This is a genomic window from Campylobacter sputorum, assembly GCF_002220775.1.
GTDB classification, from domain to species: domain Bacteria; phylum Campylobacterota; class Campylobacteria; order Campylobacterales; family Campylobacteraceae; genus Campylobacter_F; species Campylobacter_F bovis.
This window is the reverse complement of record NZ_CP019685.1, coordinates 1,590,871-1,608,195: the sequence shown is the minus strand read 5'-3', so window position 1 is coordinate 1,608,195 and position 17,325 is coordinate 1,590,871. Positions and strand designations below refer to the sequence as shown.

The 17,325-nt window shown below is 30.6% G+C and carries 13 protein-coding genes and 2 pseudogenes; 10 read left to right on the top strand and 5 right to left on the bottom strand.

Going from position 1 to position 17,325, the window contains the following annotated elements; all coding sequences use genetic code 11:
- Nucleotides 1–9 precede the first annotated feature (9 nt).
- The 5 genes from CSPB_RS08055 to CSPB_RS08035 all read right to left on the bottom strand — a co-directional run bounded on the left by CSPB_RS08055 (nt 10) and on the right by CSPB_RS08035 (nt 5,603).
- The gene (locus tag CSPB_RS08055) at nt 10–309 is read right to left on the bottom strand and encodes a hypothetical protein (RefSeq protein WP_089193838.1); all 300 of its coding nucleotides are present in this window, start codon (nt 307–309) and stop codon (nt 10–12) included.
- Nucleotides 306–2,831, bottom strand: coding sequence for a ferrous iron transport protein B (gene feoB / locus CSPB_RS08050; protein ID WP_089193837.1), 2,526 nt, complete (start codon nt 2,829–2,831; stop codon nt 306–308). The genes CSPB_RS08055 and feoB overlap by 4 nt, the downstream gene beginning before the upstream one ends.
- Nucleotides 2,828–3,052, bottom strand: coding sequence for a FeoA family protein (locus tag CSPB_RS08045; protein WP_033917240.1), 225 nt, complete (start codon nt 3,050–3,052; stop codon nt 2,828–2,830). Before CSPB_RS08045 ends, feoB begins: the two co-directional genes overlap by 4 nt.
- 230 nt (nt 3,053–3,282) lie before the next feature.
- Nucleotides 3,283–3,945 carry a TorD/DmsD family molecular chaperone gene (locus tag CSPB_RS08040; RefSeq protein ID WP_089193836.1) on the bottom strand — a complete coding sequence of 221 codons (663 nt, stop codon included), beginning with the start codon at nt 3,943–3,945 and terminating at the stop codon, nt 3,283–3,285.
- Nucleotides 3,942–5,603: a 4Fe-4S binding protein gene (locus CSPB_RS08035; RefSeq protein ID WP_089193835.1), complete on the bottom strand. Its 1,662-nt coding sequence runs from the start codon at nt 5,601–5,603 to the stop codon at nt 3,942–3,944. Before CSPB_RS08035 ends, CSPB_RS08040 begins: the two co-directional genes overlap by 4 nt.
- A gap of 123 nt (nt 5,604–5,726) precedes the next feature.
- On the opposite strand from CSPB_RS08035, the gene selA reads away from it, so the two are divergent.
- From selA to CSPB_RS07990, 10 genes and pseudogenes are all read left to right on the top strand, one after another.
- Entirely contained in the window at nt 5,727–7,061 is a 1,335-nt protein-coding gene (gene selA, locus CSPB_RS08030) for an L-seryl-tRNA(Sec) selenium transferase (protein WP_089193834.1), read from the top strand.
- Nucleotides 7,054–8,874: a selenocysteine-specific translation elongation factor gene (gene selB / locus CSPB_RS08025; protein WP_089193833.1), complete on the top strand. Its 1,821-nt coding sequence runs from the start codon at nt 7,054–7,056 to the stop codon at nt 8,872–8,874. Before selA ends, selB begins: the two co-directional genes overlap by 8 nt.
- Nucleotides 8,875–9,059: 185 nt before the next feature.
- The gene (locus CSPB_RS08020; protein WP_033917245.1) at nt 9,060–9,251 is read left to right on the top strand and encodes a twin-arginine translocation signal domain-containing protein; all 192 of its coding nucleotides are present in this window, start codon (nt 9,060–9,062) and stop codon (nt 9,249–9,251) included.
- Nucleotides 9,252–9,260: 9 nt separating this feature from the next.
- A complete protein-coding gene (locus tag CSPB_RS08015) occupies nt 9,261–12,176 on the top strand; it encodes a formate dehydrogenase subunit alpha (protein ID WP_089193832.1) in 2,916 nt (971 codons plus the stop codon).
- A gap of 12 nt (nt 12,177–12,188) precedes the next feature.
- Nucleotides 12,189–12,761, top strand: a complete 573-nt coding sequence (fdh3B, locus tag CSPB_RS08010; protein ID WP_089189896.1) for a formate dehydrogenase FDH3 subunit beta — start codon at nt 12,189–12,191, stop codon at nt 12,759–12,761.
- Between the two features lie 146 nt (nt 12,762–12,907).
- Nucleotides 12,908–13,609 (top strand): annotated as a pseudogene (locus CSPB_RS09160) (cache domain-containing protein); the annotation flags it as partial.
- An 885-nt stretch (nt 13,610–14,494) separates the two neighbouring features.
- Nucleotides 14,495–14,896 (top strand): annotated as a pseudogene (locus CSPB_RS09155) (methyl-accepting chemotaxis protein); the annotation flags it as partial.
- Nucleotides 14,897–15,026: 130 nt separating this feature from the next.
- A complete protein-coding gene (locus tag CSPB_RS08000) occupies nt 15,027–15,938 on the top strand; it encodes a methionyl-tRNA formyltransferase (protein ID WP_089193830.1) in 912 nt (303 codons plus the stop codon).
- Nucleotides 15,919–16,557, top strand: a complete 639-nt coding sequence (locus tag CSPB_RS07995) for a biotin--[acetyl-CoA-carboxylase] ligase (RefSeq protein ID WP_089189893.1) — start codon at nt 15,919–15,921, stop codon at nt 16,555–16,557. Before CSPB_RS08000 ends, CSPB_RS07995 begins: the two co-directional genes overlap by 20 nt.
- Complete coding sequence (locus tag CSPB_RS07990) at nt 16,554–17,324, top strand: ParA family protein (RefSeq protein ID WP_033916664.1); 771 nt, start codon at nt 16,554–16,556, stop codon at nt 17,322–17,324. The genes CSPB_RS07995 and CSPB_RS07990 overlap by 4 nt, the downstream gene beginning before the upstream one ends.
- The last annotated feature ends 1 nt before the right edge of the window (nt 17,325 follow it).

The following is a 17,325-nucleotide window of genomic DNA, read 5'->3' as shown; positions in this document are numbered from 1 at the left end:
TTTTTAAATTTATTTTGCTATATCTTTACTTTTTATAGTTATTTTATGTCCTTCTCCTGCATCAAGCTGAACTTCAAAATCACCATTTGGTTTTTTGAAAGTAACTTCACTATCTTCATTGAAAGTTTCTTCTAAAACGCTTTTTCCTCCTTGTATTAGATGAAATTTGACGCCTTTTGCAGTGCTTCCATCACTAAATCCACCCTCGCAAGTAATTGAGCCATCTCCATTATCAAAGCAACTCATAAGTGCAGTATGTGCAAACATCGAACTAATGGCAAATGCCAAAACTAATAGAATTTTTTTCATTTTTTCTCCTTTAAATTTGATTTATTATTAATTTTTAACCCACCTTGCCAATTTATGCGTTTTTCTGGGACTAATCCTAAAATTAACGCTATTAAAACTATACACACATAATAACCGCTCATAGCCACTAGACCACTTAAATTTAAAGCATTGCCTATGCTAAATACGAATGCTGCCATTATCATAGCTAATGTAAATGGAATAAAAAGTGCCAAAAGCATCCATTTATAGCTATTTGTTTGAAGCTTTACAACTACCATTGTGGCAATGCAAGGTGGGGTTAAGAGCATAAAGATGATTATAGCTGCGGCATGAAGTGGTGTGTAGCCACTATTTTGAGCCATCATATCCTCCGCTCTTGCATTGTCTTGTTTTCCTGTTTCGTAGATACTTCCTAGTGTTGCTACAGCACTCTCTCTTGCTGCAAATGAACTTAAGAATGCAACATTTATTTTCCAGTCAAATCCAGCAAATTTACTAATAGGCTCTAAAGCTCTTCCTGCCATACCAAGAAGTGAGTTTTCTATGCGGATATTTTTTTCTTCTCTTAAAATTTTATCTCTACCTTTTGAGAGTTTTCTTAACTCTTTATTTATGAGTTTTGCATCTTTATCATCGCTTGATGGTTTTATAATAGAGTAAAACAGCTCGTTTTCTTTTTTAAAATCTTCATCCACACCCTTGCTTCCAGCCATTTTTTTATCTTTATATGAGTCGTAAAAATTTAAAAGAGTTGCAACTTCATCTCTTGAATTAATATTCTCATAATATTTAGTTTTTTTAACTTTTGTATCAAAAGTAGCTAAAATTTTATCTTCTTGTGCTTTGAATTCGCTCATTTTTTCACTGCCGATTCCTGGAAATTGTAGCAATACAAAAAGCACTATCGCAACAGCTAAAACAATGGTGCAAACTTTTTTGATATAAATCCAAACTCTCTCACAAGCTCTAAAAATAACGCCTTTAAATGTAGGCATATGATAAGCTGGTAGCTCCATCACAAATGGGGCAGTCTCTCTTGTTTTAAGAAGTGTCATAGTTAAAACTTTTGCAATTATAAGAGCTGTAAAAATCGTAATAGTTGATATATAAAACATAACTAGGCTCATATGCTCTTTAAAAAACGCTCCTAAAAGCAGTGTATAAAATGGTACTTTTGCAAGGCAATTCATAAGTGGGACTGTAAAAATAGTAGCCATTCTAGCTCTTTCATCCGCAATTCCTTTTGTAGCCATAACGCCAGGAACCGCACATCCTCCTACAAACGCACCACCTAAAACTAATGGCAGTGTGCTTTGTCCGTGAAGTCCAAATTTTCTAAAAACTCTATCTAAAATAAAAGCCATTCTAGGCATATATCCAACATCTTCTAAAATTGCTATTAGAGCAAATAAAATAAAAAATATAGGCAAGTAATTAAGCAGGGCGTTTATGCTATTTATAAGCCAAACACCAAGATCTGTAAAAACTGGAACTTGAGTTATATTTGTAGCCGGTAAAATGTCTACTATGAAATTCTTTAAAGCTGCTAAAAGTGGCCATGTGTAATTTGTTAAATGATAGCCAAAAACTATTGAGAGTTGATAAATTCCAACTATTATTAAAAACAAAATAGGAAAAGACAGCCATCTATTTAAGACTATTTTATCGACTTTATCAGTAAAAGTTTCCTTTCCTTTTTTAGTCTCTTTTGTGCAGTTTGAGTTTACAATATCGGCTGAATCGTATCTAAAAGTAGCTAGAAAATTTTCTGTATTTTTATTAAATGTTTTTTTAAAAAGCCCTATTTCTTTTTTTGCTAACTCTTCAAAGCTTTCATTTTTATCTTTTAATAAATCATAAATAACACTATCATTTTCAAGTGCTTTTATAGCTAACCATCTATTTTTTATATTATAATCATTATCAATCATACTTTCTAATTTTGCAATAAAAGGCTCTAATTCTTCATAATTGATTATAAATTCTTCGTAGCTATAAAATTTATTATAAACCTCATCAATAGCTTTTAAAATTTCGTTTTTTCCGATTTTTTTAAAACCACTTGCAACAACAACAGGGCATTTTAGCATATCTGAAATTTTTGTAGCATTTACTTCAATGCCTCTTCTTTGAGCAACATCTATCATATTTAAAATAACAATAACAGGTTTGCCTATTTCTAAAAGTTGAAAAGTTAGATATAGATTTCTTTTTAAATTTGAAGCATCAATAACATTTAAAATAATATCTGGATCTTCTTTTAAGATAAATTCTTTTGCCACTCTTTCTTCAAGCGAATAAGAACTAAAAGAATAAGTCCCAGGAAGATCTACCATCTCAATCTCAAGGTCTTTATATGAAAAAAATCCTGATTTTTTATCCACAGTGACACCTGGATAGTTTGCAATGTGTTGGCGAATACCACTAAGCATGCTAAAAATTGTTGATTTTCCGCAGTTTGGTTGCCCAGCTAATGCAATTTTAACATTTTTTTTATTAGATTTTTTTACTTCATTTAAAGAGCTTTGAATTTCACTCATATTTTTTCAACCTCAATTAATCTTGCTTCGCTTTTTCTAAGAGTGATTAGGTAGTTATGAATTTTAAGTTCCATTGGATCATAAAGCGGGGCTTCTCTAATTATTTCTACTTTAGCACCATTTATAAAGCCCATATCAAGTAGTTTATAAAAAAGTTTCCCATTAGCATTAACATTTTTTATTTTATACAAACCACCACTTTTACAATAATCAAGTTCCACAACCCATCCTTTTTATAGTTATATAATAAAATTGATATCTATAATCATTATGTAAAAAATTAGCATATTGTAACTCAATAAAGCTTAAAATTACCAAAAATATTTATTTATTATTTAAAAAATAATTTATATTTACTTGTAGCTATGAAATAAATTTATTATGGTAGAAAGCTATATATAAATTATATGTAGATAAATTTATTTTTTAAAGTTTATAAAATGTAAATTTATCAATCCTCATTGTTTATAATTTCAGCCATATAAGATTGTTTTTTTAATGAAATTTCTGCTTGTGATACTTTTTTTGGCGGCTCTTGCACTTCTAAAAGCGATCTTTCTAAGGATATAAAATTTCTCATCACACTGGCATAAGCTTTGAAAAAAACTGCGTATTTTGATTTTTCTAACATATCTAAAAACTCATCTATAAAGTTATTTATAGAAGTTTTAAAAAGTTCACTGCTTAATTCTTGTTTGTTTTCATTTGCCTCATCTTTTAAAAATGTAGCCATCAAGCCAAAGATAAAGCCTATAAAATCCTCGCCTTCTTCGCATTTTTCTTCATCTCTTCTATAAGAACTTTTTTTGATAATATTTATAACATCAAGTCTAGCTTTTCCATTGTCTCTACCCTCATCATAAAAACTAGCTGTAGTTGGAATATTTGAGTAAGAGAGATTAAAAAATAGAGCGTTTTGTTCATCTTTAAATTTAGAAAAATCAAATTTAGCCATCACATCAAAATCAGTTTTATTTTCATCTGTGATTGGAAATTTAGAAAGTTCTTTTATTTTTTCTTGCATATTTTTAAACAAACTTTCTTTTTCGCTAAAAAAGAGTGCTGATGAAGCAAATTCATAGTAATACGATCTAGCTTTTAAAATATCTTTCATATTTTCCTACTTTCTTCAAATTGTTTCATTACTGTAAGTTTTGCCTTGCAATCAGGACAGCAATACAGCATTTTAGTCTTAAACTCATCGCCTTTAAACATTGGCGCCATCATATTTGCCACTTTTTGAACTGCTTTTGTGGTTGCAAATTCTTTTCCACACTCCACGCATTTAAAGAGTTCATCTTTTGCAAGTGTAGTGTAGCTATAAAAACTTGGATTTAACTCAATCTCTCCTCTATCTATAAAAATAGTATCTTTTTCTGCACAGCGCATAGTGCAATAGCCACAAGCTGTACAAAGCGAAGGGTTAAATTTAATAGAGTTATCTTTTGTATCAGCAACCAATGCATCCACATTACAAGCACCAACGCAACTTAAACAAAGAGTACAAGTTTCTTCGTTTATTCTAATTTTTGCGTATCTTAACTTTTGTGTGGTTTTTACAACACCAAGATCATCTCTCGCGATTAAAAACTCTAATCTTTTTGAAAAATCTGCTCTTTTATTTCCTTCTAAAAATGGATATGAAAAGTAACTATTTGGCACTAAATTTGCATTATTTAGAGCATTTTTTAGCTCATTTTCATTTTGTGCTATGTATATACCTTTTGTTTTAAATTTAATCTCATAAATTTGATTTATTAAATTTATATTATCTATAGTGATTTCACTAAATTTATCATTGTATAATACGATATTGCAGCCACTTTGAGTAAGCATAGTCATAAAATGCACGTGATCTAAAAATTCTATATTATCAACATAAAACGGCAAAACATTTGGCTTAAGATCTATTTTGATATCAAAATTTGTATTTTTATTTACTACAAGTATGATTTTATCTTTATATAAATTTGTAATTTCATTAAAAGAATTTCGTGGCATAATGCTAAAATCAATTGCAGAAGTCGGACAAATTCCTACACATTTGCCACAGCCTATACAATCAATATGTGAAAACATAAGTTGTTTTTTTTCATCATCTTTTAGTATCGCTACTGTTGGACAAATATCGGCACATTTGCCGCATATCTCATGTCTTCTTTCGTGATATTGGCATATTTTTTCATCATAAGTTATAAAGTTTCTATAATTTGTTAGTGGCGAAAGCGATTTTACAAGATTTAAAATTTCAGAGTTTTTTAATGTTGATATTTCATAACAACCGCTTTGTTTTAGCATATATTCTTTTGCATTTTCTATAAGCAAGATATCGCAATTTATCTCGTATTCATCGTTATTTGTGATTATATTTACATAAATTTCTCCAACTTGTCCATAAAGAAATTTTATTTCATCGTGCCTTAAAGTTATAACTTTAAAATCATTTTTTTCTAAATTTTCTTTTAAGCTACTTTTGTCATTATCGCTTATTATAATGATATTTTTCCCAATTTCTTTTGAGTGCATTATATCTTTTGATAAATCAAAACAGGTCGCTCTTGCTTCATATAGCAAACTCACATTTTCTGCTTTAGTAATTGTATCTTCTAAACTATTGTTTAAATAAAAATCTATTTCTTTTGCTATGATTTTTGCGTTTTGTAAATTTTTATTTGATATAAATATCTCTTCGTTTTCATCTGTAATAAACTTAATATTATCTTTAAGCACTGGTTTTTCGCTATTTTTATTGTAATAACCAAATTCTATCACTTGTATTCCTTTTGATTTTGTGGATAATTTTAATATAAACTCATAAAATTAAACTTAAAAAATATATAATGCATAATTTGGTATAATCACTTTGTTAGCTAGACAAAAAGCTAAGGAGAAACAATGCATTTTAGAGACATTCCTCAGATTGACAAAATCATAAATGATGATAAATTTAAAGATTATGTAAAGCCGATTTTAGCATATATTGCAAAAAATGAGATTGCGTCCATTAGACAAAAATTGCAAGACAAAAAGGATTTAAATTTATCCCAAGATGATATATTTGAAATGATTTCAAAAAAATATGATAAATTTAATAGGCAAAAACTTCAAAAGGTTATAAATGCAACAGGCGTTGTGGTTCATACAAATTTAGGTAGAAGTTTGATATCAGAAGAAATTTTTGATAGTGTAAAAAATACAATTTGTCACGCAAGTAATCTTGAGTATGATTTGCAAAACGGAAAAAGAGGCGAGAGATATACTTTTATATCAAATTTAGCTTCTATTCTATTTGGATGCGAAGATGTTTTAGTTGTAAATAATAACGCAAGTGCTGTATTTTTAGTCTTAAATACACTTGCTAAAAACAAAGAAGTTATAGTTAGCAGAGGTGAGCTAGTAGAAATTGGTGGAAGTTTTAGAGTGCCTGAGGTTATGTTAAACTCAGGGGCGATTTTAAAAGAAATTGGCACAACAAATAGAACCAAAATAGAAGATTACGAAAACGCTATAAATGAAAACACAGGTTTACTTTTAAAAGTCCATAGATCAAATTTCGATATAGTTGGCTTTACAAAAAGTGCGTCATTGCAAGAAATTTCAGCTCTTGCAAAAGATAGAAATTTGCCAAGTTATTATGACTTGGGTAGTGGATATCTTGGGGAATTGCCGTATTGTCTTAGCAAAGATGAGCCAAGTTTGGATAAAATTGCAAATAGCGTTGATTTATTAAGTTTTAGTGGCGATAAGCTTTTTGGAAGTGTGCAGTGTGGCATAATACTAGGCAAGAAAAAATACATAAATCAGCTAAAGAAAAACCAGCTTTTGCGTATGTTAAGAGTAGATAAAATAACTCTTAGCATATTAAATTTAACTATGTTTGCGTATTTAAATCACTCTTATAATCAAATTCCTACTTTAAATTTACTAAATAGAAGTGAAGATGAGTTGGTAGAAATTGCAGAATTTATCATTGCTAAAGTTGGATTAAAAGATATTAGTATCACAAAAACAAATACATATGTTGGTGGTGGCACAATGCCAAATAAAAAATTACCAAGCATTGCAGTAGCATTAGATGGAAATGCTGTAAATTTAGAGCGTAAATTTAGAGATAAAAATGTAATTGGTAGAATAGAAGATGATAAATTTATGCTAGATTTAAGAAGTGTTTTAAAAAGCGATATAAATGAACTTATAGAAATCATAAAAGAGGTTTTTAGCGATGAATAGCATTATCATAGGCACAGCAGGACATATAGATCACGGGAAAACCGCACTTATAAAAGAGCTAAATGGCTTTGAGGGCGACAAACTGCAAGAAGAAAAAAATCGCGGTATAACAATAGATCTTAGTTTTTCAAATTTAAAAAACAATGATACAAATATAGCTTTTATAGATGTTCCTGGTCATGAAAGCCTTATAAAAACTATGATAAGCGGAGCATACTCACTTGATGCTGCTATGGTTGTGATTGCAGCTGATGATGGAATAATGCCTCAAACAAAAGAACATATCCAAATTTTAAGCATTTTAGATGTCAAATCCATAATTATAGTTATCACAAAATGCGATTTGGTTTCAAAAGATATTTTAGATACTAGGCAAAATAAGATAAAAAACTATCTAAAAAGTTTTTCAAATTTAGAAATTTTACGAATTTTTGAAACAAGTATAAAAGATAAAAATAGCATAACAGAGCTTAAAGATTATCTTTTTATGATAAAACCAAAAGAGCACGCTTCTGATTTGGTTTTTCATTATTATATAGATAGAGCTTTTAGTTTAAAAGGAATAGGACAGGTTGTTACAGGAAGTTTGATAGGCGGAAGCATAAAAAAAGGTGAAAAAGTTTATAACTACGATACAAAAAAAGAATACATTGTTAGAAGTGTTCAAATCCATGATAATGATGTAGATAGCGCTAGTTCGCCAAATAGAGTAGCTTTAAATTTAAGTAGCAGTGATACAAAAGATATCACAAAAGGTCAAATGCTTAGTAAAAAAGGCTTTTTTAGAGCTTTTGGAGATGTTGATTGTGTTATGACAAACGGCGAGATTTTTCAAAATCAAAATGTAGTATTTTGCGTTGGGACAAAGCAGCTAAATGCCAGAGCAACAATTTGCGGAGAGATAAATACATTACAATTTGTAACATTTAAATTTAGCAAACCAGTTTGTCTTAAATTTAAAGAAAGCTTTGTTCTTTTGTCAAATAATCGCGTAATTGGTGGCGGAAAAGTTTTAAATTCTATAAGTGAGCCTATGAAAAAAGCCCAAAAAATGCCTATATTAAAAGCATTATATGAAAATGATTTTTTACTTGCTTTTTCTTTGCTAAAGACCTTTCATAGGCATGGATTTGGGCTTATTTCATCTTATCAGCGTTTTGCACTAACTCATGAAGAAGCACTAGAAATCGCACTAAATTTAAAAGATACTTTTATTGATAAAAAAGAGTTAAATGTGTATGACAAGTTGGCATTTAATGAGATTTCAACGATAATTATAAATATATTTGCGAAAAATAAATTTGCCATAATTTCGGCATCAAGTATCTCAAATAAAATTTCTTGGGCGAGTGAGAGCTTATGCCTTTATGTTTTAAACTCACTTTATGAAAATAACAAAATTGCAAAAAATGGATCGTTTTTTATAGATAAAAATGCAAATTTAGGTGGGATTTTAGAGAGTTTAGACAGTAAAATTTATGATATTTTATTGTCTGAAAATTTTACCCCATCAGCTCCATACAATATATATGATGAACTTGAGATAGATAGAGTAAGTGGGGATAATGCGATGAAAAAACTAACAGCAAGTAAAAAGATAATAAGACTTGCTCACAATCTTTTTATAACTCAAGTTGCCTTAAGTAATGTTTTAAATTTAATGAGAGAAATGATAAAAATCGATGGTTTTATAAATGTTACTTCAATAAAAGATAAATTAAATTTAAGTAGAAAATATGCTATAGCATATTTAGAATATCTGGATAAATTTGATGATATCGTAAAAGACGGCATAGATAGAAAATTTAAATAAAGTATATATTAAATTTATAAACTAATATAAAAACAAAAGCTATAATATTTATTAATATGCTAAAATAGCATATAGCTAGAGTATAGGTTTTACTTCACATTTTGTTATTTTTTTGTTACAAAATATGCTATTTTTGCATATTTAATTTTTAAAATGTCATTTTTGACAAATTTTAGGAGGGGTTCATGCAAGAAACTCGTAGAGAATTTTTGAAAAAAGTCGCTAAAGCTAGTGCTGGAGTTGGTGCAGTAGTAGCTGCTGTAACAGCTGCAAATGCAGTGCCTGTTTCAAAGATAAGCAACTCAAAAGGCAAACATTCAGAGGTGCTTTACTGGAAAAGTGAAGCTTGGGATAAATTTTATAAAGTAGCTTATTAAGGATATTTTATGAGTAAAACAACATATGTAGGAAGGCGTTCGTTTCTAAAGCTTGCTGCCCTTGGTGCTGCAGCAAGTGGTGCGTTTGGATCCAACGAAACACTAAGAAACGCAACCAAAGAAGAGATAAAAAATCCTTTTCCTAATTCTGTAATGAAAAGAACTATATGTTCGATATGTTCTGTAGGCTGTGGGATTGAGGCTGAGGTTGATGAAGGTTCAAATGTTTGGATTCGTCAAGATATGGCGGTTGATCACCCGATTTCACAAGGTAGTCATTGTTGTAAAGGTATAGATCAAATAGATTTAACAAAATCAAAAATGAGACTCAAATACCCACTTAAAAAAGTAAATGGAAAGTGGGAGAGAATTTCATGGGAAACAGCCGTTAATGAAATTGGCGATAAAATGCTTAAAATCCGTGAGGAAGATGGACCAGATAGTGTTGAGTTTTTAGGTTCGGCTAAATTTTCAAACGAACAAGCTTTTTATTTTAGAAAATTTGCAGCATTTTGGGGAACAAACAATATAGATCACGTAGCTAGAATTTGACATAGTGCAACAGTCGCCGGTGTGGCGAATACTTGGGGTTATGGCGCTATGACAAATCATGTTGCTGATATGATAAACTCAAAAGTTATACTATTTATTGGTGCAAACTCAGCTGTAGCAAATCCTGTTGGTGCAATGAAAAGAGCCTTGCAAGCAAGAGATAGAAATAATGCCAAAATAGTTGTTGTTGATCCTATATATACAAGAACTGCCGCAAAAGCAGATATGTTTATTAGGATTAGACCTGGAACTGATATAGCTTTCATTTATGGTATGCTTCATTTGATATTTAAAAATGGCTGGGAAGATAAAGAAGTTATTGCAAAGCAAAGTTATGCAGTTGATGAAATCAAAGAAGAAGCTAAGCACTGGACACCGCAAGAAACAGCTCGTGTTACAGGTTGTAGTGTAGAAGAGCTTGAAAGCTTTACTAAGCTTTTTGCTACTGCAAAACCTGCTACTTTATGCTGGGCTTTAGGTATAACTCAACACTCAGTTGGTAGTTCAAATACTAGAATTTTAGCTATTTTACAATTAGTTTTAGGAAATATGGGTAAAGCAGGTGGCGGAACAAACATCTTAAGAGGACATGATAATGTTCAGGGTGCTACCGATATGAACTGTCTTGCCGATAGTTTGTCTGGTTATTATGGTTTGGGAGATTCGGCATTTAAACACCATTGTAAAGGCTGGGGTGTTGATTTTGATGAGTTTGTAAAACGCTTTGCAGTTTCAGTAAAAGAACCACGAGAAAAGCTTGGCGAACCTGTAAAAGGCACTAATTTTAGAGAGTATTTTTATCACGATCCTAAAAATCCTGAGGATAGAAACTGGCGAAATGAAAAAGGTTGGTCACTTTCTAAATGGTGGCAAGGTGTTTTAAAAGAAGAAGAGACTTTTTCAAGTGGAAATTTAAGAGTGCTTTGGGTTCAAGGAACAGGTATTACTTCTATGGCTCATCAAGTGAAGATAAAAGAAGCCATAGATAAGCTTGATATGCTTGTAGTTGCAGAGCCATTTTTGAATGAAGTTGCTATACTTAGTGATAGATCTGATGGAATTTATGTTCTTCCTGCTTGCACTCAATTTGAAAGCGAGGGATATTGCTCAGCAACAAATCGTTCAGCACAATGGAGAACACAAGTTATAAAACCACTTTATGAAAGTAAAGAAGATCAAGAAATAATGTTTTTATTTGCTAAGAAATTTGGTTTTTACGATGAGTATGTAAAAGGCATGAAGATGGGAATCGTTGATGGCGAGATTAAGCAAGTTAAAGATGATTTCAAATGGCCAGAAGACGCAACAGATGAGATAGCTAGAAATACTCAAAGTATTGGAAACAATGGTAGAACTGCTGCAAGACTTAAAAAACATCAAGAAAATTGGCAATTCTTTGATCCACTCACTCTAAAAGGTAGAGGCCCAGTTGAGGGTGAATATTATGGACTTCCATGGCCTTGTTGGGATGAAAAACACCCTGGGACCCCTATACTTTATGATACGACAAAGCCTTATATAGAAGGTGGTATGGGCTTTAGAAATAGATTTGGCTTAGAGCATGATGGCGTTAGCCAACTTGCTGATGAAAGCATAACTTTGCCGGGCTCAAAAATAAAAGGCGGTCATCCACAAATTACTAAAGAAAATATCGAAAAAGTTTTAGGTATCACTCTTAGCGAAGAAGAAAAATCTAAAATGGGTTCAAGTTGGAGTATGGATTATAGTGGAATCATAGCTAAGAAATGCCGTGAGGCTGGAGTATGTCCTTGTGGAAATGCAAGAGCTAGGGTAAAAGTTTGGGAATTTGCAGATCAGATTCCAAAACACAGAGAGCCTATCCACTCACCAGATTGGGATTTGGTTAAAAAATATCCTACTTTTGAAGATCAAAAGAGAAATTTCCGTGTTGCAACTAAATTTATAAGCGAACAACAAGAAAAAGATTGGTCAAAAGAGTTTCCAACTATCATAAGCTCACTTAGAGTTGTAAATTTAAGCGGTGCTGGTATGATTGAAAGGACTAGTAAATATCTAGCAGCTATCACGCCTGAAATGTTTGCTCATGTTAATCCTGAGTTAGCAGCAAAATATAATATAGCAGATGGATCTATGATGTGGATACACGCTCCACAAGGAACTAAAATAAAAGTAAAATGTATATATTCTTACTCCGTTACACCAGATAGAATTTGTTTACCATACAACTTTGCTGGTATTTTGCAAGGTGTTGATTTAAGTGATCGTTATCCTGAGGGCGCAAAACCTTATACAATAGGTGAGAGTTCAAATACTATTACAAACTACGGATTTGATATAAATACTCAAATTTCAGAATTTAATGCTGGTCTTTGTAGACTAGAAAAAGCGTAAAAGGAGTAAGTTATGGCAAGAATGAAATTTTATGTAGATATTCAACGATGTATAGCTTGTTATGGTTGCCAAGTTGCTTGCTCTTCAGCTCATGAAGTTCCAGTTGGTATCAATAGGCGTAAGGTTCTTATAATAAACGAAGGCATTCCGGGCAAAGAATTTGCTAGTACAATTGCTTGTCAACACTGCACTGATGCACCTTGTGCACAAGTTTGTCCAGTAAATTGTTTTTATATAAGAGATGATGGGGTTGTTTTACATGATAAAAAAACTTGTATAGGTTGTGGATATTGCTTGTATGCTTGTCCTTTTGGTGCACCACAATTCCCAAGAGATGGTGCTTTTGGTATAAAAGGCGAGATGGATAAATGCACAATGTGTGCAGGTGGTCCAGAAGAGACAAACTCTCATGAAGAGAGAGAACTTTACGGACAAAACCGCATAGCTGAGGGCAAAGTTCCTATGTGCGCTGCTATCTGCTCTACAAACGCACTTTTGGTTGGTGATGCAACAGAAGTTTCAAATGTATACAGAAAACGCATTATGACAAAACAGCCAAATGTAAAACCTGACTTTTCTTCATAAATTTTTGGAGGAATTTTTCCTCCAAAAATACCTAAATTTATACTAAAAATTATTTTTTTATCTTTGCTAAACCTTGACAACGGGGGGGGGGGAGTGATATAATCTACTTCTGAATTACGAAATTTGAAATTTAAAGGAGTATTTTTATGTTGCGTAAAGTTTCAAGTAGAGTTTCTTTTATTGTTTTTTGTTTATTAACTACTGCTTTTATTGTTTTTTCTACTATAAATTATAATTTCGTTAAAAATCTATATATTGATATGGGAGAATCTGGAAATTCTTCATCTAGTGGAATTACTAAAATTTTAGTAGAACAGTTTGTTGGAGAAAAAATAAATGTTGTAAATTCTTTTTATAACCATTTACTAGAAAATCCAAATTTATTATATGATAGAGATATTCTTAAAGAAAAATTAATATCATCAGCACTAACATCTGGTTTAAATGAGTTTTATATAGGTTTTGAAAGTGATGGCTCCCTTCATGATGTTGTGACAGAAGATGGTAAAAAATTTGAATTTGTTTACAAAGATATGCAAAATCTGTCATATGATGCAAGATCTAGAGGATGGTATAAAGATGCTGTAAAAAATGGTAAACTAACATTTTCTCAGCCATATTTAAGCTCTACTGGATTTCCTTGCGTTACAATATCTATTCCAATTACTATACAAGGTAAACTTATAGGTGTATTTGCAGGAGATATATTTTTAGACTCTTTAAATAAAAAATTGGGTTCTATAAAAAACTCTACAACCTCTATGGTATTTTTAGTTGATATACAATTAAAAAACTTTGTCTCTCATGCAAGAAAAGATATGATAATGTCTGATAACCCTGAAGTAAAACAAATTGCTACGAATTTTATAAACTTTTACAATAAAGATGGAAACAAACCTTTTGAATATGACTTTATGGGAGATCATAAAGTTGGTGCTTGCGAAAAATACGAAGCTGCTAACTGGCTTATTTGTTCAGCAAACTCAATGAGTGATTATGATAGCACACTAAGTTATATAATTAAAAGTCAAAGTGTAACTTCAACTATATTTATTATACTTATAGTATCTATCTTAACTTTCATAATAACAAGAGCTTTAAAACCAATCTCTATAATCCAATCAGGTCTAAACAATGTATTTAAATTTATAAATCATGAATCAAAAGATGCTAATACAATAAATGTAAAAACAAAAGATGAATTTGGAGCTATGGCTAAAGCTATTAATGAAAACATTGAAAAAACTAAAAAGAATTTATCTGATGAAGAAGTATTTATAAAACAAGCTAATACATTTGTAGATGAGATAAAAGAAGGTAACTTCTTAGTATCATTTGAAGCAAATTCTTCAAATCCAGCACTTAATAATCTAAAAGAAGCATTTAAAGAGTTACAAACAACATTAGTCTCACTTATAGCAGATAATGGACATAATATACTAAATTTATTAAAATCTTTCCAAAACAAAGACTTTACAACTTCTATAGAAGATAAAGGTGTTATTGCTCAAGGTATAAATACTTTAGGCATTGAAATATCAAATATGCTTAAACAAAATCTATCTCAAGCAGAGAGCTTACAACAAAAATCAGATCTATTATCTAAAGCAGTAGATCAAATAACAGCTTCAGCTAAAAAACAAGCTAGTTCACTTGAAGAAAGTGCAGCTGCAGTTGAAGAGATGTCTAGCTCAATGAACTCAATTAATCAAAAAACAACAGAAGTTATAGCTCAAAGTGAAGAGATTAAAAATGTTATAACTATTATAAAAGATATATCAGAACAAACTAATCTTCTAGCACTTAATGCTGCTATAGAAGCAGCAAGAGCTGGAGAAGCAGGAAGAGGATTTGCAGTTGTTGCTGATGAAGTTAGAAAACTTGCTGAAAAAACAGGTAAATCTTTAACTGAGATAGAAGCTAATGTAAATGTTTTAACTCAATCAATAAATGAGATGAGTGAAAGCATTAGAGAACAAACTGAAGCAATATCTATGATAAATAACTCTGTAGCTGATGTAGATGCTTTAACAAAAGAAAATGTTAATATTGCAAACAATACAAACAGCATTACAAAAGAACTTGATACTATGTCTAAAGATATAGTTGATAGTGTAAGGAAGAATAGGTTTTAAATTTAAATTTAGATGTTAGAGAAAACTCTAACATCTAAATGCTTATACCACATCACACTTCATAAATTTACTATACATAAAGTAAAAATAAGTTATCATTTCATAGTATAAATTTAACAAAAGAGATGATATGAATATAGTTTTTATGGGAACTCCAGATTTTGCTACAAATATTTTAAAAGAGCTTTTATTAGAGAATTTTTGCATTAAAACTCTAGTTTGTGCTGAGGATAAAGCTGTTGGTAGAAAAATGATATTAACACCGCCTGATACTAAAAAATTTATTTTGCAAAACTATCCTAGTATAGAAATTTTACAACCCAAAACACTCAAAGATAAAACTATAGTAGAACACATAAAAAATTTAAATCCTGATTTTATAGTTGTTGCTGCTTATGGAAAAATTTTGCCAAAAAATATTTTAGATATCGCACCTTGTATAAATTTGCATGGCTCAATTTTACCAAAATATCGCGGTGCAAGTCCGATACAATCCATGATTTTAAACGCAGATAATATTTTTGGTGTAACTGCTATGAAAATGGGCGAGGGGCTTGATGATGGAGATATGCTAGGTTTTAGTATGTGTAAAAATAGTGGGCAAAATTCTACTTTGCTTTTTGATGAGCTTTCTAAAATGGCTGCGAAATTATGTGTAAAAGCGTTAAGAAACTATGATAGTATTATGCCTTTAAAACAATTTGATGCTATTTCATCTAGTTGTGTAAAGATTAAAAAAAGTGATGGCGTTGTAAGTTTTGATAATAATATAGATGATGTGATGAATAAATTTAAAGCTTATTTTGGTTGGCCTGGAATTTATTTTGAAAATGGTTTAAAACTTTTAGACATAAGAAAAAACTCAAATAAAAATATTGATAATAAAGGAATTATAACAAATATAACAAAAGATGGTTTTTGTGTGTCTTTTAATGGTGGCGAGTTAGAGATTTTATCTCTTCAAGAAGTTAGTAAAAAAGCTGTATTGGCAAAAGATTTTATAAACGGAAAAAGGTTAAAAGTTGGTGATAGAATTTGTTGATGAGATAGATTCAACTCAAAAAGAGCTTTGCGAAAGAGTGAAACATGGCATTGTTAAAGAGTCATATTTCATTGTTGCAAAATCCCAAACTAGCGGTATTGGTAGCAGACAAAATGAGTGGGTGAGCGAAAATGGAAATTTATATTTTTCTTTTTGTGTAAAAAAAATTCATCTTTCAAATGACATAAAAGATGTCTCTGTTTCTATATACTTTTCTTGTATTTTAAAAGAAATTTTAAATGAATTTGGCTCAAGAGTATGGTTAAAATGGCCCAATGATTTTTATATAAATGATAAGAAAATAGGTGGCACAATCACTACAAAAATAAACGATTTTTTTATCTGTGGTATAGGTTTAAATTTAGTTAATTGCCCAAAAAACGCAGCTTTTTTAGATATAACATTAAGTGTTAATGATATAGTTTATGCTTTTATAGATAGATTAAAAAAAAGAATTTCATGGAAGCAAATTTTTAGTAAGTTTTTGATAGAATTCCAAAAATCAAGAAAATTCACATCGCATAATGAAAATAATGAATTGGTTAGCCTAAAAGATGCTATTTTATGCGACGATGGTTCTATCTTGATAAATAACAAAAGGATGTATTCGTTAAGATGAGTGAAATTATAGCTATTGCAAATCAAAAGGGTGGAGTAGGTAAAACCACAACGGCTGTAAACCTGGCAGCTTCTTTGGCTGTTGCAGAAAAGAAAGTTCTTCTTATAGATGTAGATCCACAAGCAAACGCAACCACTGGAATGGGATTTAGTAGAAGTGATTACGAGTATAATATTTATCATGTTTTAACTGGTAGAAAAAAACTTTCTCAAATCATTTTAAAAACAGATATCCCAACACTTTTTTTAGCACCTTCAAATATAGGTTTAGTTGGTATTGAACAAGAGATTAGCGAAAAAGATAGCAAACTAATACTAAAAAACAAAATAGCTGAAATTTTAGATGATTATGATTATATAATCATTGATTGCCCTCCAGCTCTTGGAAGCATAACTATAAACGCTCTTAGTGCTAGCGATAGTGTCATTATACCGATTCAGTGCGAGTTTTATGCACTTGAGGGACTTGCTCTTATATTAAATACGGTAAAAATAATTAAAAAAACTATAAATCCTAAGTTAAATATTAAAGGATTTTTACCAACTATGTTTAGCTCACAAAATAATCTTGCAAAAGAAACGGTGGCAAATTTACAACAGCATTTCAACAACAAGCTTTTTAAAGATGATAATGATGCTTTAGTAGTAATTCCAAGAAATGTTAAACTAGCAGAAAGCCCAAGCTTTGGTAAACCTGTCATACTCTATGATATCAAATCACCTGGCTCTCAGGCATATCAAAGTTTAGCATATTCGATAATGAGTTAAA

Coding starts and splice junctions, on each gene's coding strand:
- selB (WP_089193833.1), top strand. CDS start 7,054: ATGAATAGCATTATCATAGGCACAGCAGGACATATAGATCACGGGAAA.
- CSPB_RS08040 (WP_089193836.1), bottom strand. CDS start 3,945: ATGAAAGATATTTTAAAAGCTAGATCGTATTACTATGAATTTGCTTCA.
- selA (WP_089193834.1), top strand. CDS start 5,727: ATGCATTTTAGAGACATTCCTCAGATTGACAAAATCATAAATGATGAT.
- CSPB_RS08000 (WP_089193830.1), top strand. CDS start 15,027: ATGAATATAGTTTTTATGGGAACTCCAGATTTTGCTACAAATATTTTA.
- CSPB_RS08020 (WP_033917245.1), top strand. CDS start 9,060: ATGCAAGAAACTCGTAGAGAATTTTTGAAAAAAGTCGCTAAAGCTAGT.
- fdh3B (WP_089189896.1), top strand. CDS start 12,189: ATGGCAAGAATGAAATTTTATGTAGATATTCAACGATGTATAGCTTGT.
- CSPB_RS07990 (WP_033916664.1), top strand. CDS start 16,554: ATGAGTGAAATTATAGCTATTGCAAATCAAAAGGGTGGAGTAGGTAAA.
- CSPB_RS08055 (WP_089193838.1), bottom strand. CDS start 309: ATGAAAAAAATTCTATTAGTTTTGGCATTTGCCATTAGTTCGATGTTT.
- feoB (WP_089193837.1), bottom strand. CDS start 2,831: ATGAGTGAAATTCAAAGCTCTTTAAATGAAGTAAAAAAATCTAATAAA.